Source organism: Margalitia sp. FSL K6-0131 (genome assembly GCF_038008735.1).
In the GTDB taxonomy this organism is placed as follows: Bacteria; Bacillota; Bacilli; order Bacillales; family Bacillaceae_C; genus Margalitia; species Margalitia shackletonii.
The window spans coordinates 4,780,304-4,805,363 of the sequence record NZ_JBBOZS010000001.1 but is presented as its reverse complement, the minus strand read 5'-3'; the positions used below and the strand labels follow the sequence as shown (position 1 = coordinate 4,805,363).

The window sequence follows — 25,060 nt, the reverse complement described above, 5'->3', positions numbered from 1 at the left end:
TCCGTTCTTGTGGGTTTGATTATGTTCGTTACCATGATTCCGGGAGTAGTATTTGGTACCATCAAAATAATAATAAGTTTAAGGATTCCGAGTTAATGGACTTGGAATCTTTTTTTTGAGGGTAAAAAAATGTAGAAGCAATGAAACAAGGTTTTTCATTTTAAAACATGACCAATATTAAATGGTCGGTGATGTAATAAAAGCAACAAATAAACGAAAAATAGAATGGTAAAACTGTTTTCGTAATTGGTATTAAATACTTAGGCAGACTTCGTTTCGGGCATCTTTTCTTAAAAAGGATATCCATTCTTAAATCGGGTAAGTAAGTTTATAAGATTACTTTTACAAAAGCAACAAAATCTAAGAAAAGAGCCAATGGTAAAGGAGAATGAAAATGAATGGATAATTTACTGATTGTCTTATTGTTATTAGCAATTATTGGTCTTTCCAACGTTATTAATCATCTTGTTCCATTTATTCCTGTACCCCTTATTCAAATTGCTCTTGGTGTCGCTATTGCTGTCCTTCCATTGGGAGTCCATGTTCCGATGGAAACCGAATTGTTTTTAGTATTATTCATTGCACCACTGTTATTTAACGATGGAAGAAATGTATCGAGGATTGCTTTGTGGAAACTAAAAACACCTATTTTATTATTGGCACTCGGGCTTGTGTTTGTTACCGTGTTCATCATTGGGTATTTCATCCATTGGTTAATTCCAACGATTCCTCTTCCTGCATCTTTTGCCTTGGCAGCGCTTTTGTCACCGACAGATGCAGTAGCAGTAAGTGCAATGTCAAGCCGGGTTAAGATGCCGAAAGTTATTATGCATATTCTTGAAGGAGAAGGCTTGATGAATGATGCATCAGGACTTGTCGCTTTTAATTTTGCCATTGCGGCAATGGTAACCGGAGTGTTTTCATTAGCAAATGCCAGCATAAGCTTTGTTATTATTGCAATTGGCGGTTTTGTGGGTGGTGCCTTTCTGGCATTTATTATTATTAGGTTAAGGGTTTTAATACGGAGATTTGGGATGGAAGATGTAACAATCCATATGCTGATTCAAATTCTTACGCCATTTGTTATTTACCTGATAATCGAACATTTTCATCTATCAGGAATATTGGCAGTAGTGGCAGCTGGAATTGTGCATGCCATTGAAAAGGATCGTGAAAAATCACCAACTGTTGACCTGCAAGTTGTTTCCAAAAGCACTTGGACAGTCATTTTATACGTTTTAAACGGTTTGGTATTCGTTTTACTTGGAATTCAGATTCCTAGTGTAGCTAGTACGATCATAAAAGACCCATTATATAATAATTTTGTTGCATTAAAATATATCGTTCTCATTACTGCCGCATTATTAATTCTTCGTTTTGTCTGGGTTCTTCTGTCGGGAACTATCGGTTTGAAGATTAGAAAACGTAAGATTGGAAAATTAGGTTTCAGACAAATAGCCATTACGACGATTGGCGGTGTAAGAGGGGCAGTCACATTAGCAGGAGCTTTTTCCATTCCGGACGTTTTAGAGGATGGAAGCCCATTTCCTGAACGATCCTTAATTCTTTTTATTGCAGCAGGTGTCATCCTATTAACGCTGATTATTGCAAGTATATTCTTACCTGTGATTGCAAAATCCGATGGGGCTAAGGAAGTAGAGAGGGAAAAAATAAAGGAATGGGCCCTTATTCAAATGAGTATTGCTGCAATTCGTACTATAAGGAATAGCATGAATGATGATAATCGCGCATCCGCTTTGTCTATTATTACATCCTACAATAAAAAAATTCATCAACTTCGATATGGAAATGAAGAAGCAGGCTCATCCGCCATAAAGAAGGCAGAAGTAGATATTCGGATGGAAGCATTAGAAGCGGAGTCTCAATATGTTGCAAAACTTATTAAAAATAAAGAAATTGACAGAGATACCGCCTATCGTTGCCAAGAACATATTCACCGAATGGAAATTGCGATTACCAACCAAATGAAATACAAAGCTCTCGTTTTCTGGAGTATGGTAAAAAGAATCCTCATTCGTATCGCACAAATTTTTACTCCTAAAAAAGAGGCACTGCTGCAGCAACGCAGGAAGCAATTTCAAAAAATAGCGGAGTTAAAAATAGAAATGGCAAAAGCAGCAATCGATCAATTGATCAAAGCAATGTCGCAAGAAAATAAAGATATTTGTTATTTAGTGATTAGCGAATATAATGAATTGATAATGAAGCTAAAGAAAATGAAGGATAAAAATACATCAAAAACCAATGAACGGTATGAACGAGAGCTAAAAGATAAGGCTTTCCAAGCAGAAAGAGATGCGCTCCAAAATATGTTTGAAAAGGGGCAAATACCTGCTGATCTTGTTAGAAAGCTAAGGCAGCAAATCAATATTAGGGAAGTATATTGGATGGAAGGGAAAAGTTTGTAGCGAATGTAAAAAAAGAAAGCCACTAGGAAATAGAGGCTTTCTTTTTTAGTCTTTGTTTAGCGCAAGCAGCCGTCGGTTAGCGGATCTCTCCAACTTCTTCCGATAATAGGTCAACATCTGCTCGTGAACTGCCTAGCTGTGTTTCCTTTCTCTCAGTCGAAGACTAGGAAATCCGTACTCCGATGAGCAAGGCGCCTGCGCTTTTCTAAATTATTTTACTTCAAGAGTCCAATCAAATGGATCGGGTTCCGTTCCATTTTGTAAATTTGTTAGTGTATTATATAGCTTTTGGGATAACGGTCCGGTTTCTCCATTATTAATATCCATCTTTTCGCCTTCCCAATTTAATTCACCGACTGGAGAGATGACAGCTGCTGTCCCTGTTCCGAATATTTCCTCAAGGGAACCATTTTTGTAACTGTCATAAATTTCATCGATTGAAATTTTTCGCTCGCTTACAGGAATACCCCAGTATTTTAATAGACTGATGACAGAATCACGTGTGACCCCTGCTAAAATACTGCCATTAAGTTCAGGAGTTACTACTTCCCCATTGATTTTAAAGAAGATATTCATACTTCCTACTTCTTCAATGTATCTTTTTTCGATTCCATCTAACCATAAGACTTGAGAATAACCTTGTTTTTCCGATACTTCCTGTGCCTTTAAACTAGATGCATAATTTCCTGCAGTTTTTGCTTTTCCTGTTCCACCGGCTACTGCACGGACATACTCCCGTTCTACAAAAATTTTAACAGGATGAATTCCTTCTTTATAGTAAGAACCAACCGGAGATAAAATAATCATTAGTTTGTAGGATGCGGATGCTGCTACACCAAGATAGGGTTCCGTTGATATGATAAAAGGACGAATATAAAGGGATGTCCCCTCAGCAGTTGGAATCCAATCCTTTTCCATCTCTATCAATTTTATTAAAGCCTTCAAAACAAAATCTTCATCAATCCGGGGAATACATAAGCGCTCATTAGACAAATTTAATCTTGCCATATTCATTTCAGGCCTAAATAGAAGTACTTTGTTTTCCTTTGTTTTATAAGCCTTTAATCCTTCGAAAACGGTTTGTCCATAATGAAAGATCATGGCGGCAGGATCTAATGTGATGGGCTGGTAGGGCACAATTCGAGGATCATACCATCCCTTCTCTACCGTATAATCCATAATGAACATATGGTCTGTGAAAATTCTTCCAAATTCAAGCTGTTCCGAATTCGGTTTCTGCTTTTTAGAATGGCTTTGGGTAATTTGAATTGTTTGATCTTCCATTTCAATCCTTCTTTTCTTATGGAGTTTAATAATTTTAAATACTATTATTACAGTTTTAAAGCATTAAAGCAATCCTTTTTGCAAGAATATTAGATAAACTTCATTCCATATTAAACCCTTTTCCACTTCTTCTATTTTAGAGGAGTTATTCGGGTCTGAATCGAAACTATAGGAAGTGAATGTGTTTTATAGGAGGAATTTTATTGTTGTCTGATTTTGAACTAATGAGAATTCATGTAAACGTTTTGTTTCGACATGATGAGGAAAATAGAATTACGTATGTGAACGAACCTCCGTATGATAAAGCGCCCCGGGTTTTTATCGGTGGAACTAAAGATGGTTATGTAGTCAGGTATCATCGATCTCTTAGTGAAGAAGTGGTCAATGAATTGGAGCAAACTATTAGTTCGGATAATAATCCTCCCTTAGCTGAAATTATTTGTATTCTAAACAAAGCTCGGGAGATAAACAGTATTGAGGTTGGAACTGCATATTTTTTTTCGGGTGTGAAAAGTAGTGCAAACAGAGCAGTGAAGGTCACTTCCTCCAATCAAGAGATTTTATTGCCGAATTTCCCCTATACATATGAGGAATTTGAATTGAAGCAGCCATGTTACGCCATCGTCCAAAATGGAATTGCTGTTTCTTTATGCTGCAGTGCCAGACAAACGGATGCCGCTGCCGAGGCAAGCTTATTTACATTGGAAGAATATCGTGGAATGGGATACGGGATGGAGGTTGCGAATGCATGGGCATCGGATGTGCAGAATCAAGGGAAATTAGCCTTGTACAGCACGTCTTGGGATAATTTCTCCTCTCAATCAGTGGCGAAAAAGCTGCAATTAAGTCAATATGGAATAGATATCCATATTAGATGATTTCAATGTGGGGATTTTTCCCTTACCTTCAAAATATCCTCGATAATCGCCAAATGAAAAGCTGCCCAAGCTTTTTCACGAAAATGGAGCAATACACTAACAATTAGAATAAGCAGGTATATAAATCCAAAAATAGCCCAAAGTTTACTGCCATCTTGAAAGAGAAACTTCTCTAATTGTGTGGCAAAAAGGAATAATAGCCACGGAATGGAGGACACAAAGAGAGGAATGATACCGGACGCATTTCTCTCTTTTATCATGCGATAGTAAATAAGTGTTAAAGTATTGCTGTCAATAGATTCATAAAAATCCTTTATTTCCTTGATTTCGGTTAAAAATTTGGCCTGTTTCACTCCGCTTTGCTTTAATTGCAAATAAACCTTATGTGCATCTCCACGCAAAGAAAACATATTTCCTCCTTGTATTGATTCATGTCGCTGAAACGAATCTTTTCCGGTTACATTTTATCTAGTTTGTGGAAAATAATACATTCTATACGGTTTATGGTTATAGCAGGTAGGGTGATGCCTGAAAACGTGATTGGAATGATAATACGTTCAGCAAAGAGGAGGATTTGTGCTCGAGAATAAGATCGGACCGGGAATTAGTCTATGAAAGAGGTGGGAATGTGCCCGAACGCTGTACAAATTGAGAGCAACAGTAATATTGGGAGGGTGAATGTGCCCGAACGCTGAATAAATTGAAAACAACGGTAATATTCAGAAAAAGAATGTGCCTGGAAGAAGACGGTAACAATACGAGGAGAATCTTTCCCGCAAATGGGGCTGGAGAAGAAAAACGGTAACAATACAAAGAGAATCGTGCCCGCAAATAAGGCAGAAGAAGAAGAACGGTAACAATACGAGGAGAATCTTTCCCGCAAATGGGACTGGAGAAGAAGAACGGTAACAATACGAGGAGAATCGTTCCCGCAAATGAGGCAGAAGAAGAAAAACGGTAACAATACAAAGAGAATCGTGCCCGCAAATAAGGCAGAAGAAGAAAAACGGTAACAATACAAAGAGAATCGTTCCCGCAAATAAGGCAGAAGAAGAACGGTAACAATACGAGGAGAATCTTTCCCGCAAATGGGGCTGGAGAAGAAGACGGTAACAATACGAGGAGAATCTTTCCCGCAAATGGGGCTGGAGAAGAAAAACGGTAACAATACAAAGAGAATAATGCCTGAGAATGCGGTCGGAATAAAAAAACGGGAACAATACGAGGCAGATTGTTCCCGTGAAAAGGAAAACAGTAACGAGTGGGGAGCAAATGCCCGAATATGAAGCCTAACCAAAGAAACTGGCATCATTGAACTTAGATTCTGACAAAATGACAATCTAATCAAATTTAATCCTTTCAATTTCAGGCAGTTGCTGAAGCGCTTTTATAATATCATTATCTTTTATTCCCTTATTTGATTTTAGCTGAAAGTCGATAATATAGTGGGGTTGCGTATCGGTTGATTTAACTTTTACTTGATACGTTACTACTTCAAGGTTTTGTGATGTCAAGGTATCCAGAATACTAGGTATGACTTCGTTGGAAGAAACGTGGATATTCATTTTATGTGACTTCGATATAATAGGTTGAAATAATCTTTTTAATACTTCTAGACCTACTAAAACAAGCACAGTTCCGCAAATACTTACAATGTACATACCCGATCCGATAGCAAGCCCGATTCCCGAAGTTGCCCAAAGTCCTGCTGCTGTCGTAAGGCCGCGAACAGATTGGCGCTGAACAAGGATGGTTCCAGCTCCTAAAAAGCCGACTCCGCTAACTACCCCGGCTGCAATACGGCTCGGATCAAGCTCAATCGTACCATTATGTACAACGTCGAAAAAAGCGTACTTAGAAACGATCATTGCAAGGGCGCTACCAACTGCCACTAGAAAATGAGTGCGCAATCCTGCTTCTTTGAAACGCTTCTCCCGTTCAAAACCAACGAGTGCCCCAAGAATCCCGGCTATCACGAGCCTCGCGATGAGTTCAATTTCTGTCATAATGCTAACTTTCCCCTTTTCACAAAGTGTTTGATTATTCGTTTTATTTAGGATACCATTGCCAAACTTTTAATTCCAGAAATTAAAAAAATCCCGCCGAAAGACGAGATAATTTTATTACTTCTGTAAATGATGTTCCTCACGAATTTTCTCAAGCAACGCCCTGCACCCTTGTGAAACTAAATCATACGTTTCCTGAAAATCACCCGTATAATATGGATCTGGAACATCTTTTTTATGTTCGGTTAAATCCAGCAGGCGAAGGATCTTCGGATGATTTGGTTTCCCAGTTAATTGATAGATGTTTTTTACATTGCTCGTATCCATGCCAACTATGTAATCGAAATTCTCGAAGTCATCCTGTTTCATTTGGCGTCCCACAAGACCCTCAGTGGAAACATTGTATTTCTTCAAGATAGTAAGAGTGCCCTTATGCGGCGGATCCCCAATATGCCATGAACTAGTAGCTGCAGAATCTACTGTTATTTGATTGGTCAAATTTTCTTTTACAAGCATGTCACGAAAAAGGGCCTCTGCCATAGGGGAGCGACAAATATTCCCGAGACAAACGAATAGGATATTGATCATGTGTTCGGCTCCTTTCCTTCTATTATATAGTGCTTATTATATCACCTATTCTAAGAACGGTATTCTCTTAAAAATCTGTTGAGTAAAAACATGAAAAGAAAAACTCCTCTACAGAAGAGGAGTCGATGTTTGTTAAGTTCTATCTATATGCGATAAAGAAGAGATTACTGATACTGTTTCAGTATATATTTTATTTCTATAAGGATCTTGTAAAAAATGCACGGTAATTCGGTCGATTAAAAATAATGCACTTAAATCAAGCCCCGTAGAGAAATAGCCATTTCGAATAGGGTGAACTGTCCACAGTACCTCGTGTGATAATTTGGTTAACGGAGTATCACCGTAAGCCGTGAACGAAACGATTTTTGCACCATTTTCCTTTGCTCTTTCTATTGGAATAAGTAGATCCCTTGTTTGTCCGGAACGGGAAAATGCGAGTAGAAGATCGCCTTCCTTCAGCAATGCACTCCTTATGACCATTAAGTGCGGATCTGTTACTGCTTCGGCAATAAACCCCATCCTGCTTAAACGGTAGTTAAGTTCCTGTGCGGCAAGTCCTGAACTGCCTAAACCATATATAAAAATTCGATTTGCTTCTTTTATTAATGATAAAACACGAGAAAAGGATTCCTTTCCAGATAACGATTGGATATCATGGAATATTTCGATGTATTGATGATGTAATGCATCATCGATATCCGTGCTCTCCTCCGTATGATTTTCCCGAGCCAGCTTTAATTTTAGCTCCACAAAATTTCGGCAGGAGACTTTTTTGGAAAATCTAGTAATAGAAGCAACAGAGACTCCTGTTTTTGCCGCAATCTCTTTAATATGACTTTGGGAAGCTTCCTCTGGAGAAGAGAGTAAATAATCCGCTATTTGCCGTTCTTTATCTGAAAAAGAAGAATATCTTTCCTGAATATCCTTTAAAAGTGATGCCACTTATAACTCCTTTCTCCTTCGAAACAGTGGTTAACTACTTGCGAATCATATCAGTAAAACGTGCTGTAATTTGCTGTGGTCTGGAAATGGCACCGCCAACCACAACGGAATGTGCCCCAAGATCCAACACCTGTTTAGCCATTTCCGGCGTAATAATATTTCCCTCTGCTATAACAGGAATGGACACGGTTTGAAGGATGTCTTTTAAAAATTTAAAATCACTATCATATAGTTTACATCCTTTTGTTTCATTTGTGTATCCGAATAGGGTGGTAGAAACACAATCGAAACCTAATTGTTCCGCATTTTTTGCATCCTCCACAGAAGAGATGTCAGCCATTAACTGTACTTCCCGCCCATTTGTTCTGATATAGGATACAAGCTCTTCAAGTGTTTCTCCATTCGGTCTCGTTCTTAACGTAGCATCTAGTGCAATCATTTCACAGCCGCTTTCAAGCAACTCAGCCAATTCTTTTTTTGTTGCGGTGATAAATACCTCACTATCCGGATAATCTCTCTTGAGGATACCTATCACTGGTAAATCAATTTCCTGTTTAATAGCGATAATATCCTCTTTAGAATTAGCACGTATTCCAACTGCTCCGCCCATTTTAGCAGCAAGAGCCATTTTTGCCATAATAAATGAGCTGTGAAGCGGTTCATCTGGAAGTGCCTGGCAAGAGGCGACTAGCCCTTTTTTTATGGTCTCTAACATTTTATCCACCTACAATTTCTTCGATTTCGTTTTTGATAATTGTTACATCCGGTCCATAAATAACTTGAATGCCTTTTCCTTTCGAAACGACACCTTTTGCACCGGTTTGCTTCAAAATATCTTCATTAATAGAAGTTTCGTCTTTTACCGTTACACGCAAGCGAGTAGCACAGCAGTCCACATTTTCAAGGTTTTCAGCGCCACCTAATGCGCCAATAATGACTTGGGCACGTTCACTTTTATTAGTAAAGGTAGCAGTTGTTTCACCTGCATCCTCACGTCCTGGTGTTTTGAGATTAAACTTCTTAATGAAGAAGGTGAAGGAGAAGTAGTATAGGAAGAACCATACAACTCCAACAACTGGAACAAGCACCCAGTTTGTTTTTGCATTACCTTGTAAGATTCCAAATAAAATAAAGTCAATAAATCCGCCAGAGAATGTTTGCCCAATCGTAATATGAAGGATGTGGGCCATCATAAACGCTAAACCATCGAAAAATGCATGTAGAACATAAAGCCCTGGTGCAATAAATAAGAATGAAAATTCAAGTGGTTCTGTAATCCCTGTTAAGAAAGAAGTTAATGCAGCAGAACCCATTAAACCAGCAATCTTCTTTTTATTTTCAGGTTTTGCTGTCCGATAGATGGCAAAAGCAGCACCAATCAATCCGAACATCATGGTAATAAAACGGCCGGACATAAATCTAGATGTTCCTATAAAGAAATGGTTTGTATTTGAATCAGCTAATTGAGCAAAGAAAATTCGTTGAGTTCCTTCCACTAAATGGCCGCCAACAACAGCAGTACCTCCTAGACTTGTTGTCCAAAATGGCATGTAAAAAATATGATGAAGTCCAAAAGGTCCAAGTAATCTGAGAATAAATCCATAGAAGAATGTTCCGATATACCCTGTTGCTTGAACAATTCCACCAAGCTTAAAGATTCCGCTTTGAATAAATGGCCAAATAATAAACATTACAACGCCTAAAATAATAGCTGCAAATGAAGCGATAATTGGAACAAAACGAGAGCCACTAAAGAATCCTAAGAATGGCGGCAGCTGAGTCTTGTTATATCGATTGTGTAACCATGCTGCTAAAATTCCGACCACTACCCCTCCGAATACACCTGTTTCTAGGGTTTGAATACCAAGAACCATCCCTTGTCCTGCACAGCAGCAGGGTTTTCTGTATTCATCTTATGAGTGATAGTAAGCATTGCTGACATCGTCGCATTCATTACCAAAAAGGCAAGAACACCGGCAAGACCAGCTGTACCTTTATCTGATTTTGCTAAACCAACTGCAATACCAACTGCAAAAAGTAAAGCTAAGTTAGCGAAAACTATATTTCCTGCACTTGACATAATTGTAAAGATGGATTGAAGCCAAGATACATCTAAAAATGAATAGGCTTTTACGGTATTTGGGTTCGATAATGCTCCACCAATTCCCAATAAAAGACCGGCAGCCGGCAATACAGCAATTGGTAACATAAAGGACTTACCGAACTGCTGAGCTTTCTCGAAGAAACTATTCATCAAAGCACCTCCTAACATGAAAATTATTTACACACAAAGTATATAACATTACTAAAATATAATTCAAGAAAAATTTAAAAGCGTTTTCAATTGATATTCAAAAATTCATGATTTGAAAAAGAATATAAACATGCGAAAAAATGGTTTGCAGCAAGGGTTTATCCATATCATTTTCTGGACCTTTGAAAAATTTTAATGTATATGATTTTTCAAAATCGTAATCTTGCGTTAGAATAGTAATCGTTTTTTATTGCAGATTAACGGGAAGGTAATACCCGCCTTAAAAATTGAAGGAAACTAAGTAGTGGAGAGTGACTGCACGAAAAGCTCGATTGGTTCGGGCATGCAGGAGCAGGTCACCAAGACGTTGCAACAGGCTGTTGCGTGTTTAGCCATATCAGTTGGAAACCCTCGACTGATATAAGTTCCACTTTATTTAGGCCAAATGACTGGAGGAATTTACATGTTTAAATCATTATTTAAAAAAAGTGATAAATCTATTACACTATTGGCACCCTTAACGGGTAAGGTTGTTCCATTAGAAGAGGTTCCTGATCAGGTCTTTTCACAAAAAATGATGGGGGATGGAGTAGCTATTATTCCATCAAATAGCACAGTATACTCCCCGTTTGACGGAGAGATTGTAAATGTTTTTCAAACAAAGCATGCCATTACGTTACGTTCAAACGAAGGCGTAGAGATTTTAATTCATATGGGATTAGATACTGTTAACCTTAAAGGAGATGGGTTCGACATAAAAGTATCAGATGGAGAAAAAATAACAAAAGGAAGTTTATTGGCAAATTTTGATCTAACTAAAGTAAAAGAAGCAGGCTATGAAGTCATTACCCCGATTATATTATTAAATGGGGACACTTATGAAATAAATCAACAGTCTCTTAGTAATATGGTTAACGGCGGAAATGATATTTTGATGGAGATAACTAAAAAGTAATCAATGAGGAAAAGTACTTTTGCCATAGGTAAAGGTACTTTTTTTAAATAGAAAAATACTGAATATAGCAAAAAAGCGTCATATTGTATGAATCCCAAAAAAAGAGTTATATTTAATTATGACATCATAAATTTTCTATAACTATGCATAATGAATAGATTTTTAATTAGGAATAGTAGGAAGTGAATAGTATGACATTAAAGTCTACACGAATTGTTGTGACAGGTATGGGTGCTGTTACTCCTTTTGGGATTGGGGTAAATCCATTTTGGGACGCTTTGCTTGCAGGTAAGTCTGCTGTAAAGGAAACGGAAAATGAGCTATGGAAGAAGTGGATTCCAGTGCTAGCGGAAATCCCTGAATTTGATCCTTTAGAGTATCTTACGAAAAAGCAAGTAAGAAATACAGACCGTTTTACCCAAATCACGCTTATTGCGGCGGCGGAAGCAATCAAGGATGCGGGCTTGTCATCGGATGACCCGGATGTGGCATGGAAGCCTGATACTTCTGCTCATCGAATTGGTATTTCGGTGGGTACTGCATATGGCGGTGTTGGCACATTGGCGGAAGGCGCCGAGACTTTGACGATGAATCCAGATAAAAGAATGAGTCCTCGCTTACTATCCAAGTCATTGCCTAATGCAGCTGCGGCTGCGCTTGCCTTGAATTACGCAGTTCGCGGACCAGTGATGACATATACAACGGCCTGTGCCTCTTCCGCCAATTCGATTGGGGAAGGGGTGGCCTGGCTGCAGACTGGGAAAGTAGATCTCGTCATTGCCGGCGGTTCAGAATCTTTGTTCTCACCGGTTGTTTTATCAAGTCTTCGTTCTGCAGGAGCGATTGCAACCGAAGGACCAGAGGACTTTAGTGCTTGGAGCAGACCGTTTGATGCGAATCGCAAGGGAATGGTTGCCGGAGAAGGAGCAGCTTTCATGGTGTTGGAACCTTATGATCGTGCAGTGAAACGCGGTGCGAAAATCTATGCAGAACTTGCCGGCTACGGGGCTTCCAATGATGCCTACCATGAAACAGCACCGCATCCAGAAGGAGCTGGTGCAGCGCTTGCTATTGTACAAGCGCTTGAAGATGCGGGAATTGATGCTAATAAAATCGATTATATCAATGCTCATGCTACAGCGACGCCAGCTGGAGACAAGGCGGAATCTATTGCTCTTAAGCGGGTATTTGGGGAACAGCTTGCCGACATTCCGGTGAATTCTATTAAAGGAGCGATTGGCCACTTAATTGGAAGTGCCGGTGCTATTGAAAGTATTGCATGTATTAAATCCATCGAAACCGGAATGCTGCCGCCTACGCTTCATTGTACAGACCCTGATCCAGATGCACCAAGTAATCTTGTTTTAAAAACACAGCAGCATCATGTGAAGCATGTTTTATCCAATTCATTTGGCTTCGGTGGACAGAACGGATCTTTGATTTGGAAAAGCGTAGAATAAGAGCATTTGCTGGGAAAAATGAAACTAATCGGAGGACCAAATCTCATAATGATTTGGTCTTTTTTATAAAAACAATGTAATGGTTTTGGCGGACAATGGTTCCGTTATCTGTGACAAAACGGGTTCATTTCACATGTATGCGGACATCAGTTCCGTTATCTAGCAAAAAAGCAGTGATTTTCTTGCACTTTTTCGTAAATAACGGATTCAGTGTCCTCATAACCCTGAAATGGAGGCCATTTAATCAAAATAGCGGATCTGGTGTCCTCCTATGATTTTTATTCCACAATATCGGTCCAACTGACCTGCTTCATAAAAAGGCATTTTTTAATGATGCTGTGAGCAAAAAGATAAAAATTGCTGGACAATAAAGGTTATAATAAGAATATAATTGAAGAGATATTTTTGTGAACGAAATGTTAAGACTATTCAAACATATTATATAGTGAAATTGGAAAGGAGTAATAATGAAAAATTTCATTGCATTTGATTTTGAAACGGCAAATCGCAATCGCCATAGCATTTGTTCTGTAGGGATGGTATTCGTGGAGGATGGCAAAATCGTGGATTCTGTATATTCATTAGTGGATCCGGAAGAATCGTTCGATTATGGGAATATTCAAGTCCATGGGATTCAGGCCTACGATGTTGAAGGGGCGCCAACTTTTGACGCCTTTTACGAGTCTATTAAAGGCAGAATAGAAAATCAGGTCATGGTCGCGCATTTCCTCCCTTTTGACGGCTACGCTCTTAGAGATAATTTAAATCGATACAATGTAACTCCAGTATCCACCCAACTACTTTGCAGCTATCAACTATCTAAAAAACTTTTAAAGGGACGATCAAGTTATACTTTAAAATCCTTGTGTGACCATTATGAAATTGACCTTCTCCATCACCATAATGCACTGGACGATGCGAAGGCTTGTGCGGAAATTATGATCAACCTTTCCAATGAATTTGGAATATATGATCTGGATACGATTTTTCAAAAAACGAATATCAGAGCTGGCGAGATTGCTCCTAGCTACTATCGTTCATCATTAGTTTCTAAAAAAATGAAAACATGTGATGCTTCATAATTTGGGGGTACCGAAAAGCGGAGTCCAACTATTTATCATATAAAAAAGGGGTAATGAATAATGACTACATATGCATCAAGGCAAGAGATACCAGAAAAGGAAAAGTGGAATTTAACAGACATTTATCCAACAGTCGAGGATTGGAATAAGGATGTTCAGTATATTGAACAGGCAGCGGAAGAATTGAAGAAATTTGATGGGAATATTCATGATGGCAAAGCGTTGCTTTCTTATTTAACAGAAAACGAAAAAGTATCGTTTAAATTTGGCAAAGTGTATGCATATAGCATGCTGTCTGTTGATCTTGACACAAGAGATACCGCTTCTCAGTCTCTCCAGGATAAAGCGAAACAGGTTGGGGTGAAGGTGAGTTCAGCTACATCCTTTTTCATGCCTTTCTTACTTGGGCTAGAGGAAACAACTTTGAAAGCCTATATGGAGGAAGAAAAAGGGCTTCAGTATTTTGAAAAGGATTTACATGATGCCTATCGTTATAAAGCACATGTTTTATCGAAAGAAAAGGAAGAGGTATTGTCCCAGCTGGGTGAAGCTCTTTCGGCACCTAGCCATACATACGGTATGATGAATAATGCAGATATTAAATTTGGTAAAGTGACGAAGGCAGATGGAGAAAAAGTGGAGCTTACACGCGGTATGTATGCGAAGCTGATTGAAGATCAAGACCGAAATAAACGAAAAGAAGCCTATAAAGCTTATTATCAACCATATGTTCACTTGAAAAATTCTATTGCATCCACACTCGGTGCAGCCATTAAAAACAATGTGACGGTTTCGCGTTTACGTCACTATCCTTCTGCTTTGGAAAAAGCATTGTTTGCAGATAATGTCCCGAAAGAAGTGTATGATAATTTAATTTCAGCTACAAAACAAAATATTGAACCGCTTCACCGGTATGCGAAAATCCGTAAAGAAAAGCTAGGACTGGATGAACTCCATCAATATGATTTAAATGTTCCGCTTGTGGAAGGTGTGGAAAAGGAAATTTCCTTTGATGAAGCTTATGAAACAATGTTAAATGCGTTACGTCCGCTCGGCGAGGATTACATCAATACACTCGCGTCTTTCAAGGATGCTCGTTACATTGATGTTCGCGAAACACCGGGAAAACGATCTGGTGCATATAACATGGGCGTATATGGTGTTCACCCTTATGTGCTGTTAAACCACCGCGATAACATCGATGGATTGTTTACATTGGCACATGAGATGGGTCATGCCATGCATAGCCATTATTCTCATAAAACACAGCCGCAGAATACGGCTAAATACAGTATTTTTGTAGCGGAGGTAGCATCGACTGTTAATGAGGTATTATTGATTAACTACTTGCTTAATAAAGAAACGGATGAAAAACTCCGTCAGTATTTGCTCAATCATTTTATCGATAAATTTAAAGGGACATTATTTACCCAAGTCATGTTTGGGGAGTTTGAAAAAATTACCCACGAGCTGGCTGAAAAAGGTGAGCCGTTAAATGCAAAGGTATTTAGCGAAGTATACGAAAACCTATTTAGAGAATACAACGGGGATGAAATCGTATTTGATGAGGAAGTAAAATATGGATGGTCACGAATTCCGCATTTTTACCGTCCATTTTATGTATACAAATATGCGACAGGATTTGCTTCCGCCGTCCATATTGCAAACCGTATTCTAGACGGCGATTCCAAAACCCAAGCTGCATATTTGGAATTTTTGAAGAGCGGAAGTGCGGAATATCCGCTAGATCTTTTGAAAAAGACTGGTGTGGATTTAACCTCTCCAGAACCGGTGGAAAAAGCCTTAAAGCAATTTAGCGAGTTAGTGGAAGAGTTTGCAAAGATACCGATAAAATAATAGCTCCTCAAAAAGAATTAGCATACCATGAACTTGATGTTGGTATGCTTTTTTCTTAAATTATTTTTTGCTTTCGGAATGGGGAAAATGGTGTATAAGGGCTAAAGAAGTCAAAGAATATTCCATTTACATCGAAGACAATAATAGGTAGATGGTGAAATCTCTGTTGAAAATTTCTCATGAATTAATTGTAGAAAGGAGTGTTTGCTTTGAAGGTATTAGTAGTTGGAGCAAACGGTCAAATTGGAAAACAGCTGGTGAGGCTTTTAAAAGAAAGCTCCGAATACAGTGTTCGTGCATTCGTGAGAACAGACAAGCAAATAGAGGAGTTCGAACACTTAGGGGTAGAGGCGATACTAGGGAATCTCGAAGGAAAAGTGGGTGAACTTGAAGAAGCAGCTAAAGGCTGTGACGCAGTGGTCTTTACAGCTGGATCCGGCGGACAAACGGGCTATGATAAAACACTGCTGATTGATCTGGATGGAGCAGTAAAAATGATAGAAGCGGCTGAAAAAGCAGGGGTAAAAAGATTTATCATGGTCAGTGCTATTCAAGCTCATAACCGTAATAATTGGAATGATCAGATCAAGCCATATTATGTGGCAAAACATTATGCAGATAGAATTCTTACACAAAGTGAATTAATATATACCATTATACGGCCAGGAGGTCTCGTTAATGAGCCTGGTACAGGTAAGGTGAGAGTTGCAGAGAACCTTGAAAGAGGATTTATTCCAAGGGAGGATGTGGCAAAAACAATCTTCGCAGTTATGAACGAAGCGAATACTTTTCATAAATCATTTGATATTGTATCAGGAGAAACCCCTATTTCAAAAGCGGTTAGAAGTATATAAACTGTCTTTTACATGCCTTCAAAATTTCCGCCACATAATAAGGAAAGTGTTCTTAAAAAAATATTGGCGATGTGAAGATGACAAATATAACTAAGTTTAATGGAAAATCAATCGTTTATTCGAAATTCCGTCCAGATTATCCGAACGAATTAGTAATGGATATGATTTTTGAAAATAAGCTAAAAGAAGATTCAATCGTCGCGGACATTGGTTCTGGTACTGGTATTATGACAAAGAAATTATTAGATCATGGCTTCAAAGTATTTGCAGTGGAGCCAAATACTGAAATGCGTAAGGTGCAGAAGAGAAACTGAAAAAATATAAACTTTTCATTTCTGTTGAGGGTTCTGCAGAAAATACCACATTGTTAAAAAGAAGTGTTGATTTCATAACGGTTGCTCAAGCATTTCATTGGTTTGATTTAAAAAGGTTTCAAAAAGAGTGTCAAAGAATATTAAAGGTATATGGAAAAGTTGCAATTATATCCAATGAACGAATGACAGAAACTTCTATTACTCAAGAAATTGAAACCGCCTATAAACGATTCTGTCCAGATTTCAATGGTTTTTCTAATGGATTAAATAATTCCGAAGAAATTTACGATAGATTCTTTAAAGAAAATTATTCAGTGAAAATTTACGAAAACCCACTGTCATATAATAAAGAGGGTTTTATTGGCCGTCATTTATCCTCTTCCTTTTCCTTAACGAAGGACGACAAATATTATCCAAATCTCGTCGAAGCCTTAAGCAACATATTTGAAAAATACAGTAAAAATGGCATTATTTCAGTGCCTAATTTAACTAAATATCGATGTGGATGTGTCAAAATAATCGATGAAGGTTAAAAAGTAGTAATGCAATATGAGAGAACCACATGAAAAGGAGAATAGGAAATGAAACATTATTTATTTGATCAATTATATTTTGTTCGGAACAATACCTTGAATGAATTGGCGGATGTTACCGATAGTTTATCTGATATTATCCCGGCAGGTTTTAATAACAATATCAAGTGGAACGCAGGCCATATTTTCTTTATTCAAGAGAAGTTTTCTTTTCATTTTGCCGGAGAGGAAATGAGTATTACGGAAGAATTTTCAAAGTTGTTTTGTTCAGGCTCAAAACCGGAAGAAGGCAACTCGAATGTACCATCAATTATGGACATTAAAGAAATGCTTAGTAAGCAAGTGGAGCGGATAGAAAAAAACTTTAAACACCGCCTTAAAGAAATTTCCCCCATAGGAGGATATACAACATCTAAAGGATTGCCTCTGTCAAGTGTGGAAGAATTCCTCAGTTTTTGCCTTTATCATGAAGGGATGCACTTTGAAAAAATAAAGCTATTAAAAAAAATGCTTAATGCATAATTTTCCTTTTGAAGAATTTCTATAGGTTTCTTGTTTAAGAGGTAGGTTACTAGAATAAGAGAATTTGAAAGGAGAAATATATATTTGAATTCAAAAAAGATAGAAGCAGTGTTTATTGATCGTGATGGGACGATTGGTGGTACTGGGCATTTTATTCACCCAAAAGATTTTACACCTTATCCTTTTAGTAAAACTGCTTTAAAGCTATTGAAAGATAATAATATTAAAATATTTGCATGTACAAATCAACACCGAATAAGTAAAGGGGAAGCTACAATCAGTGAATTTTACAATGAGTTTAAGTTATTAGGATTTGATGATGCATTTATTTGTCCCCATAACCCTAGCGAGGGATGTGATTGCCATAAACCTAACCCGGGATTGCTTTTAGAAGCATCAAAAAAATACAATTTGGACTTAATGAAGACTGCGTTTATCGGGGATGTTGGTTCAACTGATATGTTAGCCGCTCATTCTGTTGGGGCAATCAAAGTTTTAGTATTAACTGGATGGGGAAATGGTTCCCTTCATCATCACCGGCATACATGGTCAAACGTGGTGCCGGATTATATTGCGGAAAACTTACTGGATGCAGCGAAATGGTTAATGGATAATGTTTAGTAAAAGGTTGATCAGCAAAAAATTAATAAATTCAGATGGGAAATTGCTGATCGTTTACAAATCCGACAGCCACAAGCTTCGAAACACCTGCGTGTACTTAGTGATGCAGGAATTGTTGAAGCACACGCAGATGCGAATCATCGCATCTACAAATTAAGACCAGAACCATTTATTGATTTAGATGCATGGGTTAAGTCTTACAGTCAAATCTGGGAGGAAAGATTTGATCGCTTGGATGATTATTTAAAGAATATGCAAAAAAAGAACAATTGAGAAAAATGGGTTAATATATCCAAAAATTCACAATTTGACCAACTCGATCATCTTCTGGAAGCCTTAAAATAAATAGAGAAAACAGACCAAACGTATACTTAAGTGTTTTATTTTGCTGTGTATTTTATATTAAAGGCGTGACAACTGACATCAGTTTTGGCACGCCTTTTTTTGACAACTAAAGCTCCACGTTTGCCAATCATGAAGAAGAGCTTCGCCAGAGACCCTGTAAGAATACTATGTTCTTAAAGTGGTTGAATAAGAAAACGTCCCTACATCTCGTAGGAACGTATAAAAAACATTTACTTTTCTGCTGAGATAATTAAGAACATAGGTCTCCGAAGTTCATCTTTCATTTTCAGGAATGTTCTTTAACATTTCATCAGAGGGAACTGGTTCCTTGACTGTCCTTATAATAAATTAAGTCATTGACATAAGTTGAAAAAGTACGGTGATATTTTATCACGTTTTCAGTTATGAATGTTGTCTCACGAAGCCCTTCCGATTGGTAATGATCAACTGCCCAATGCCAGGCAATTCCTCTGGTCATCATAATACCAATCTTGTTCATTCCGAGAAGTGAAAATGGGATGTTCAACTGAAAAGAACCTCCAAGCTTCAGACAAGCGTAGACTTTTTTACAGATTGCTTCAAAGGACTTAATATAGTAAAAGGCCAATGAACTGATTACAACATCAAATGGTGAGTCTGAAAATTCCTGTGTCAATTCCATTTAACAAAATGCACTTCAAAAATGAACCCTTTAAAATAGCCAGGTCTGCTTTTTTGTCGATCTTTATTTTTCGGTATTGTATGATTTTACTGTAGGCGGTTCGTATGAATTAAATTTATCAAGCAAGCCTTTTGGATCATTATCTACTATGGCCAAATTACGATACTTTTCATGTAAAAACTGCTCTTCTGCCATGTGATTAAATAACGCGACTAGAGGGTCATAGTAATGATTAATATTTAAGAGTCCGCATGGTTTTTGATGCAGTCCTAATTGAGCCCATGTAAAAATTTCAAAGAACTCTTCTAAAGTTCCTGGGCCACCAGGCAGTGCTATAAATCCACCCGCCAAATCTGCCATCTTTGCTTTTCTATCATGCATGGAATCTACGATAATCAATTCTGACAAGTTCTTATGGGATATCTCTCTTTTCTCTAAAAAACCCGGCATAACACCAATAACAGTTCCTCCTGCTTCCAGAACTGAATCCGCAACGGCACCCATGACTCCAACACTAGCTCCACCGTAAACAAGGGCAATTTTTCGTTCTGCTAATTCTTTGCCAAGTTTTTTTGCCTCTTCTATATAGACATTTGATGCTCCATTACTCGAACCACAAAATACGGCTAACTTTTTCAATATATCGCTTCCTAAATTATTTCCTTTTACGATTATATTAAACTTTTAGATATTGTTAAACTTAAAATATTAAATGAAATGAATTTCAACAAAGGTAAAAGGATTATTCTGATATTGGAATTATATAGGAAGTCAAATAAAAAGGAGCTCAACTGATGGATTTAACATTAGAATCTAATCGAATATTATTAATGTGTTTTAAAAAGGAAGACGCTTATAGAATTGCAGAGTTAGCAAATAATGAGGAATTAGCTAATATACTTGGTCTTCCACACCCATATAAAATAGATATTGCACAAGAATGGATTGCTACTCAACCTGAATTAATTAAAATGGGAATCGAATACCCATTAACCATCATCGATAAGCAAGTAAAAGAAATAGTTGGGACAATTACTATAAGGGTGGATAACAAAAATAATAAAGGTGAACTTGGTTATTGGATAGGTAGGGATTTTTGGGGAAAAGGTTATGCATCAGAAGCAGTAAATAGGATGATAGAATTTGGTTTTATTGAACTCCATTTAAATAAGATTTGGGCGTCTGCTATTTCCAGAAATATTGCGTCCATCAAGGTATTGGAAAAATCGGGATTTCAAAAGGAAGGAACGTTAAGACAAAATAAACTACTTTTAGATACTTATGAAGATGTAGATGTATTCGGTCTTTTAAGATGCGATTATATCAAATAATAATCGTGTATTGTAATTTTCTTGAAATGGCACAGCAATATGGTAAGTTTTTTTCATATTTATTTTCTCCATTATCTTTCTTTATAAAATTTTATAAAGTAAAAGTAATACCCTATTACAGAAAAGTATTTAATAATGGAGTGAAACCAATGGTAGATTTGAGGTATAAACCACTAATTGTAGGAGAGAAGGTAAAACTAAGGTCTTTTAATGATTCGGACCTTCCTTATTTAGAAGAGTGTTTAAAGGATCCGGAGGTTATAAAACTTACAGGAAGTACATCAGAATTCGATAGGGAATCTGTTATTCATTGGTATGAAACAAGAAATGAGCAAAAAGACCGTTTGGATCTTGCAATTGTTGATAAATCCGTAAACATCTTAGTAGGAGAAGTGGTAGTCAATTTATATGATGAAAAAAAGGAAAGTATGAATTTTAGGATCCTCATTGGACCATGGGGAAGAAATCGTGGATTAGGAACGGAAGCTACCAACCTCATAATTGATTACGTCTTCAAAAATACGAATCTAAAGCAATTAACTTTAAGTGTTTATGAATTTAATCCTAGAGCAAAAAAAGTATATGAAAAGGTTGGATTTGTTTTAGATAGTATAGATAAAAACGATTTAGAATTTGAGGGGGAATGGATCGACTCCATAAATATGATATTGACAAGAGATAATTGGATGAAAATGCATGATGAAAAGAGTAGATGAAGATCAATGGAGAAAAGCAGCTTTCTTAATTGAACGTATGGGGTAAAGAGATAGTAAGGAGTTGCGGTGGAATCACTTTTCTCTTTTTTGCTAAATATAATAAGCTTAATAGTTATAAAAAATAGGAAAGGATTTTTATCTCCTTTCCCGCCCCATAATTTCCATCCATTTTGTTTGTGAATCTCCTATTATTGGAGACCTAATGCTTCCAATCCGATTTTGGCAAGTATCTCATGCCCTAAAGGTGTTGGATGGTTATCCTCGGGTAAAATATATCTATCTTGTTTTTCTTCAAAAGCATTAAAAGCATCTGCAAAAACTACATTATTTCCCGTATTTGAAATAACATCCTGAATAGAGGTGTTGATTGGTGAAAGTAAATAATCAACATAATAATGTAATCCATCATCTCCTAATTGGAACGGATTAAAAATATTGTAAGCAATGATTTTAGCATCAGTCAGTGACCGAATTTCATTAACAATATCACCAAGGTTTTGCAGCATAGGATCAATGTAAGTCTGTAAAACGTCGGGATCTCCATTACCAGCTAATAATCCTTGTAGGAAATCATTTGTGCCGATGTTCAAAGAAACAACATCTGCATGTTTTACTGCGTTACGAAAGGCATTATCTGTCCGTAAAGCATTTAACAATTGGCCAGATGACATTCCTGGTACACCAAGGTTACGTAACCGCATATCCGTATTTTGCGCAATAATAGAAGGATAAGCAAGATTAGATGGATGATTATTATTATCTAAATTGTATCCGTACGTTATCGAATCCCCCAGCGCAACGAATGATTTTTTGGCATTTACGCTCTTTGCTTCTCCCGTAGTTGTAAATAAAGAACCAACCAACATTAATACTCCTAACCACACCATTAGCTTTGTCTTCATCACTTCACCTCTTTATTATTTATAAAACCAGTATAAATAAAGTAAATATACAGAAGTGTCGAATCCTGGAAAATATATGAATTTTATTTTCATCGATATTGTTAAGTTATAAGTATTTCATTATATGAAGCGATCAAATTTAGATTAAGAAGGAATTGCAGCAAGAGAAGCAGAATAGATAATATACGTTTTCTTAGCATCTAAATATTATCTAAATTGAGTGGGTTAGTATTATGAAACTAATAAATGGCGAATTTACGGTAAAACTTAATGGCATAAATCATTGGGTTAAATTTGAGGGCAGCGAGAATAGTACCGACTATATTAAATAGAATCGGAACGTTTTAGAAGGAGAATTATTATGGAGTTTCATTATTATAATGAAAGATATAAAAATTTAATTGAACAATATACCTTATCAGAGGAACAGCTCTGTTTTACTGCCACTCCAAAAGACTGCGTGGAACTTTCAAAGAAAGATCCAGAAAGATATTCTATATTAGCTATTGAAGGTGAACAGTTAGTAACGTTTTTTGTTCTACATAAAAATGAGGGAGTAAAGCCTTATTCAAATAATAAACATGCAATATTATTAAGAGCTTTTTCAACGGATTTTCATCATCAAGGCAAAGGATATGCAAAACAGGCATTAATGTTATTGCCTGAAATCGTTAGGTCACATTTTCCCGAAATGAACGAAATTGTTTTAGCAGTGAATCTGAAAAATGAAGTGGCACAAGGATTATATAAAAAATGCGGTTTTGTTGATGAAGGTGTAAGAATGATGGGGGAAAAAGGCGAACTTATTATTATGAGCTATCATTTGTAACTTTTAAATTGTGTATTATTTATGGAAGACCCAGAAAAGGCATTTCAATTTCCGCAAGTTCGAGCAAAGACTGAACATGTCAAAAAAGTCCAGGCTTTTTTAGCATGGTCTATAACCTACATCATTCCTCTATTTCAATAGAATGCCAGAAAATCAATGGTTATCATCAGCTGTTGGTTTGGTCATAAAAAGTATATGAAACAGGTAAGTGAGAGATTGGTTAATGATGAAATATGAATAGGGGTATACTAAAATGAATTCGAATATAAAGGTTGGCAGAGTGATTAAAGTAATAGAGGATTTCAATAGACAAGAAATTTATGAGGAAAATAGATATTTTCGTTCTTTTCCCATTAGCATATTTTATCCAACAAATGAAATACAGGAGACAGACATTACTTCATTATTCCATCCTGCTATCCATGATGCTATAGATGCTTTTTCAAAGGCGGGGATTGGGGAGGAGAAGTTGAGAGAAGTTTTTATTTCGGTTAAGGACAATGCAACGCCTTTACAAAATACTTCGTTTCCAGTCGTTCTTTTGACACCTGGTTTCGGCATTGATCGTGATTTGTACATAGAAATCATTACAGCTATTGTTCAAAAGGGATATATAGTAGTTGCTATAAGTGTCCCATATGATAGTTTTTTAACGGTTTTTCCAAATGGGAAAGTTATAAAGCAAGCAGAAAGATTTCCGGATGATCAATCACAGATAGTAATGAGAATGGACGATGTTCGTCTTGTATTAGATTCTTTGGACAAATGGAATCAAGAAGAATTTTTTAATGGTATATTTGATACTGATAAAATCGGTATGATTGGGCATTCCCTTGGTGGAGCTACCGTTTTTAATCTAGCAGCTATTGAAAAACGTGTACGTTGTGCTATTTTATTAGACGCAAGTTTGCATTTACTCGATGAAAAGATGCCAAATATCCCTATACTAAATATTCGGCAAGAGGCAGCTTCGTTTGAAGAGTATCTTACTGCAATTATGGAGGAAGAGGACGATGGGGCAAGCGAGATTATCGCTAAGCGTTATATAGAAAAACAATTAGATATGTATGAACACTTACCAGCAAGCAGTTCATTTATAAAAGTAATGGGAGCTCATCATCTGTCATTTTCAACAATTGGAAGACTAATATCTGATGTATCTCCAGATGTTACTATATCGATACAGGAGCTCACTAGTGCATTTCTGGAGGAGTTTTTGAAAGAAGAACGAGGTACCTATTCAGAAAGAATAAACGAAAAAAATAGACCATTGAATATCGTGGAAATCAATGGAGGCGGTTTTCCTGTTATTTCATAAATTTCTCTGATGTTGTTATAACATATTTCAAAGAGCTTTTCACCTAAAAGGTATTTCTGCAAATATGCAGAAATGTTTTATTTAAACATTTAATAAGTTAAGGGTATTTTTTAGTAATTTAAGTTTGCTAGATACCTAAATTTCCAACCAATTTCCCCTAATTAGTTATTAACAAAACCGTAAATTTTTTCATTAATTTTCACAAATTGTCCGCGTAGAAAAGACAAAATACAGAAATGTCCACTGGTAGTGCCTGACACCAAAATGGGAACAGCGTTTGTCCCTTCATTAGTGACGGCAATATGAACTAGTGGTGAACGACATATGAAGAATTGTTGTCGACTTTGTGAAATTGCGCACAAATTATTTTATTTTGAGT

The 25,060-nt window shown here is 36.9% G+C and carries 22 protein-coding genes and 4 pseudogenes; 16 read left to right on the top strand and 10 right to left on the bottom strand.

The features are described 5' to 3' along the window. The first annotated feature begins 398 nt into the window (after window positions 1–398). On the top strand, window positions 399–2,429 hold the full coding sequence (locus tag NSQ59_RS23500) for a Na+/H+ antiporter (RefSeq protein ID WP_340832904.1): 2,031 nt from the start codon (window positions 399–401) through the stop codon (window positions 2,427–2,429). 210 nt (window positions 2,430–2,639) lie between these two features. On the opposite strand, the gene NSQ59_RS23495 is transcribed toward NSQ59_RS23500, so the two are convergent. After that, complete coding sequence (locus tag NSQ59_RS23495; protein WP_340832903.1) at window positions 2,640–3,713, bottom strand: branched-chain amino acid aminotransferase; 1,074 nt, start codon at window positions 3,711–3,713, stop codon at window positions 2,640–2,642. A gap of 203 nt (window positions 3,714–3,916) precedes the next feature. Between NSQ59_RS23495 and NSQ59_RS23490 the strand changes: the two genes are divergently transcribed. Continuing rightward, window positions 3,917–4,591, top strand: a complete 675-nt coding sequence (locus NSQ59_RS23490) for a GNAT family N-acetyltransferase (protein WP_340832902.1) — start codon at window positions 3,917–3,919, stop codon at window positions 4,589–4,591. Between the two features lie 2 nt (window positions 4,592–4,593). Here the strand turns inward: NSQ59_RS23490 and NSQ59_RS23485 are convergent, their stop codons facing one another. Continuing rightward, a complete protein-coding gene (locus tag NSQ59_RS23485) occupies window positions 4,594–5,001 on the bottom strand; it encodes a hypothetical protein (RefSeq protein ID WP_340832901.1) in 408 nt (135 codons plus the stop codon). 678 nt (window positions 5,002–5,679) lie between these two features. On the opposite strand from NSQ59_RS23485, the gene NSQ59_RS23480 reads away from it, so the two are divergent. Further along, complete coding sequence (locus NSQ59_RS23480; RefSeq protein ID WP_340832900.1) at window positions 5,680–5,877, top strand: hypothetical protein; 198 nt, start codon at window positions 5,680–5,682, stop codon at window positions 5,875–5,877. A 54-nt stretch (window positions 5,878–5,931) separates the two neighbouring features. Here the strand turns inward: NSQ59_RS23480 and NSQ59_RS23475 are convergent, their stop codons facing one another. The 5 genes and pseudogenes from NSQ59_RS23475 to NSQ59_RS23455 form a co-directional block, all read right to left on the bottom strand. Then, on the bottom strand, window positions 5,932–6,600 hold the full coding sequence (locus NSQ59_RS23475; protein WP_340833196.1) for an MgtC/SapB family protein: 669 nt from the start codon (window positions 6,598–6,600) through the stop codon (window positions 5,932–5,934). Between the two features lie 114 nt (window positions 6,601–6,714). Then, the gene (locus tag NSQ59_RS23470; RefSeq protein ID WP_340832899.1) at window positions 6,715–7,185 is read right to left on the bottom strand and encodes a low molecular weight protein-tyrosine-phosphatase; all 471 of its coding nucleotides are present in this window, start codon (window positions 7,183–7,185) and stop codon (window positions 6,715–6,717) included. 132 nt (window positions 7,186–7,317) lie between these two features. Beyond that, window positions 7,318–8,127 (bottom strand): MurR/RpiR family transcriptional regulator, encoded by an 810-nt coding sequence (locus NSQ59_RS23465; RefSeq protein WP_340832898.1) that lies wholly within the window; start codon window positions 8,125–8,127, stop codon window positions 7,318–7,320. 34 nt (window positions 8,128–8,161) lie between these two features. After that, window positions 8,162–8,842, bottom strand: coding sequence for an N-acetylmannosamine-6-phosphate 2-epimerase (locus NSQ59_RS23460; protein ID WP_340832897.1), 681 nt, complete (start codon window positions 8,840–8,842; stop codon window positions 8,162–8,164). A gap of 1 nt (window position 8,843) precedes the next feature. Then, window positions 8,844–10,381, bottom strand: a pseudogene (locus NSQ59_RS23455) (PTS transporter subunit EIIC). A 463-nt stretch (window positions 10,382–10,844) separates the two neighbouring features. Here NSQ59_RS23455 and NSQ59_RS23450 point away from each other — a divergent pair. From NSQ59_RS23450 to NSQ59_RS23405, 9 genes and pseudogenes are all read left to right on the top strand, one after another. Next, window positions 10,845–11,336 (top strand): PTS sugar transporter subunit IIA, encoded by a 492-nt coding sequence (locus NSQ59_RS23450; RefSeq protein WP_055742422.1) that lies wholly within the window; start codon window positions 10,845–10,847, stop codon window positions 11,334–11,336. 191 nt (window positions 11,337–11,527) lie between these two features. Next, complete coding sequence (locus NSQ59_RS23445) at window positions 11,528–12,796, top strand: beta-ketoacyl-[acyl-carrier-protein] synthase family protein (protein ID WP_055742421.1); 1,269 nt, start codon at window positions 11,528–11,530, stop codon at window positions 12,794–12,796. Between the two features lie 467 nt (window positions 12,797–13,263). Further along, window positions 13,264–13,878 (top strand): 3'-5' exonuclease, encoded by a 615-nt coding sequence (locus NSQ59_RS23440; protein WP_340832896.1) that lies wholly within the window; start codon window positions 13,264–13,266, stop codon window positions 13,876–13,878. Between the two features lie 60 nt (window positions 13,879–13,938). Further along, the gene (gene pepF, locus NSQ59_RS23435) at window positions 13,939–15,735 is read left to right on the top strand and encodes an oligoendopeptidase F (RefSeq protein WP_126647909.1); all 1,797 of its coding nucleotides are present in this window, start codon (window positions 13,939–13,941) and stop codon (window positions 15,733–15,735) included. Between the two features lie 209 nt (window positions 15,736–15,944). Further along, window positions 15,945–16,589, top strand: coding sequence for an SDR family oxidoreductase (locus tag NSQ59_RS23430; protein ID WP_055742418.1), 645 nt, complete (start codon window positions 15,945–15,947; stop codon window positions 16,587–16,589). 77 nt (window positions 16,590–16,666) lie between these two features. After that, window positions 16,667–17,436 (top strand): annotated as a pseudogene (locus NSQ59_RS23420) (class I SAM-dependent methyltransferase). Window positions 17,437–17,484: 48 nt separating this feature from the next. Next, window positions 17,485–17,958 (top strand): DinB family protein, encoded by a 474-nt coding sequence (locus NSQ59_RS23415; protein ID WP_055742416.1) that lies wholly within the window; start codon window positions 17,485–17,487, stop codon window positions 17,956–17,958. A gap of 84 nt (window positions 17,959–18,042) precedes the next feature. Further along, window positions 18,043–18,579 carry an HAD-IIIA family hydrolase gene (locus tag NSQ59_RS23410; RefSeq protein WP_055742415.1) on the top strand — a complete coding sequence of 179 codons (537 nt, stop codon included), beginning with the start codon at window positions 18,043–18,045 and terminating at the stop codon, window positions 18,577–18,579. A gap of 39 nt (window positions 18,580–18,618) precedes the next feature. Then, window positions 18,619–18,852, top strand: a pseudogene (locus NSQ59_RS23405) (ArsR/SmtB family transcription factor); the annotation flags it as partial. A gap of 302 nt (window positions 18,853–19,154) precedes the next feature. On the opposite strand, the pseudogene NSQ59_RS23400 reads toward NSQ59_RS23405, so the two are convergent. Together NSQ59_RS23400 and NSQ59_RS23395 are read right to left on the bottom strand one after the other, a co-directional pair. Next, window positions 19,155–19,567 (bottom strand): annotated as a pseudogene (locus NSQ59_RS23400) (class I SAM-dependent methyltransferase); the annotation flags it as partial. Between the two features lie 81 nt (window positions 19,568–19,648). Then, the gene (locus tag NSQ59_RS23395) at window positions 19,649–20,224 is read right to left on the bottom strand and encodes an LOG family protein (protein WP_340832894.1); all 576 of its coding nucleotides are present in this window, start codon (window positions 20,222–20,224) and stop codon (window positions 19,649–19,651) included. A 155-nt stretch (window positions 20,225–20,379) separates the two neighbouring features. Here NSQ59_RS23395 and NSQ59_RS23390 point away from each other — a divergent pair, with 155 nt between their 5' ends. Beyond that, complete coding sequence (locus NSQ59_RS23390; RefSeq protein ID WP_055742413.1) at window positions 20,380–20,916, top strand: GNAT family N-acetyltransferase; 537 nt, start codon at window positions 20,380–20,382, stop codon at window positions 20,914–20,916. Between the two features lie 149 nt (window positions 20,917–21,065). Next, complete coding sequence (locus tag NSQ59_RS23385; RefSeq protein WP_340832893.1) at window positions 21,066–21,632, top strand: GNAT family N-acetyltransferase; 567 nt, start codon at window positions 21,066–21,068, stop codon at window positions 21,630–21,632. 188 nt (window positions 21,633–21,820) lie between these two features. Here the strand turns inward: NSQ59_RS23385 and NSQ59_RS23380 are convergent, their stop codons facing one another. Beyond that, window positions 21,821–22,534 carry an SGNH/GDSL hydrolase family protein gene (locus tag NSQ59_RS23380; RefSeq protein WP_340832892.1) on the bottom strand — a complete coding sequence of 238 codons (714 nt, stop codon included), beginning with the start codon at window positions 22,532–22,534 and terminating at the stop codon, window positions 21,821–21,823. Between the two features lie 361 nt (window positions 22,535–22,895). Here NSQ59_RS23380 and NSQ59_RS23375 point away from each other — a divergent pair, with 361 nt between their 5' ends. Beyond that, a complete protein-coding gene (locus NSQ59_RS23375; RefSeq protein ID WP_340832891.1) occupies window positions 22,896–23,363 on the top strand; it encodes a GNAT family N-acetyltransferase in 468 nt (155 codons plus the stop codon). Between the two features lie 253 nt (window positions 23,364–23,616). Next, the gene (locus tag NSQ59_RS23370; protein WP_340832890.1) at window positions 23,617–24,681 is read left to right on the top strand and encodes an alpha/beta hydrolase family protein; all 1,065 of its coding nucleotides are present in this window, start codon (window positions 23,617–23,619) and stop codon (window positions 24,679–24,681) included. Window positions 24,682–25,060 lie beyond the last annotated feature (379 nt).

What these genes read in the sequence shown, in the direction of transcription:
- NSQ59_RS23500 (WP_340832904.1), top strand. Translation starts at nt 399, where the DNA reads ATGGATAATTTACTGATTGTCTTATTGTTATTAGCAATTATTGGTCTT.
- NSQ59_RS23495 (WP_340832903.1), bottom strand. Translation starts at nt 3,713, where the DNA reads ATGGAAGATCAAACAATTCAAATTACCCAAAGCCATTCTAAAAAGCAG.
- NSQ59_RS23485 (WP_340832901.1), bottom strand. Translation starts at nt 5,001, where the DNA reads ATGTTTTCTTTGCGTGGAGATGCACATAAGGTTTATTTGCAATTAAAG.
- NSQ59_RS23480 (WP_340832900.1), top strand. Translation starts at nt 5,680, where the DNA reads ATGGGGCTGGAGAAGAAGACGGTAACAATACGAGGAGAATCTTTCCCG.
- NSQ59_RS23470 (WP_340832899.1), bottom strand. Translation starts at nt 7,185, where the DNA reads ATGATCAATATCCTATTCGTTTGTCTCGGGAATATTTGTCGCTCCCCT.
- NSQ59_RS23460 (WP_340832897.1), bottom strand. Translation starts at nt 8,842, where the DNA reads ATGTTAGAGACCATAAAAAAAGGGCTAGTCGCCTCTTGCCAGGCACTT.
- NSQ59_RS23450 (WP_055742422.1), top strand. Translation starts at nt 10,845, where the DNA reads ATGTTTAAATCATTATTTAAAAAAAGTGATAAATCTATTACACTATTG.
- NSQ59_RS23445 (WP_055742421.1), top strand. Translation starts at nt 11,528, where the DNA reads ATGACATTAAAGTCTACACGAATTGTTGTGACAGGTATGGGTGCTGTT.
- NSQ59_RS23440 (WP_340832896.1), top strand. Translation starts at nt 13,264, where the DNA reads ATGAAAAATTTCATTGCATTTGATTTTGAAACGGCAAATCGCAATCGC.
- pepF (WP_126647909.1), top strand. Translation starts at nt 13,939, where the DNA reads ATGACTACATATGCATCAAGGCAAGAGATACCAGAAAAGGAAAAGTGG.
- NSQ59_RS23415 (WP_055742416.1), top strand. Translation starts at nt 17,485, where the DNA reads ATGAAACATTATTTATTTGATCAATTATATTTTGTTCGGAACAATACC.
- NSQ59_RS23390 (WP_055742413.1), top strand. Translation starts at nt 20,380, where the DNA reads ATGGATTTAACATTAGAATCTAATCGAATATTATTAATGTGTTTTAAA.
- NSQ59_RS23385 (WP_340832893.1), top strand. Translation starts at nt 21,066, where the DNA reads ATGGTAGATTTGAGGTATAAACCACTAATTGTAGGAGAGAAGGTAAAA.
- NSQ59_RS23380 (WP_340832892.1), bottom strand. Translation starts at nt 22,534, where the DNA reads ATGAAGACAAAGCTAATGGTGTGGTTAGGAGTATTAATGTTGGTTGGT.
- NSQ59_RS23375 (WP_340832891.1), top strand. Translation starts at nt 22,896, where the DNA reads ATGGAGTTTCATTATTATAATGAAAGATATAAAAATTTAATTGAACAA.
- NSQ59_RS23370 (WP_340832890.1), top strand. Translation starts at nt 23,617, where the DNA reads ATGAATTCGAATATAAAGGTTGGCAGAGTGATTAAAGTAATAGAGGAT.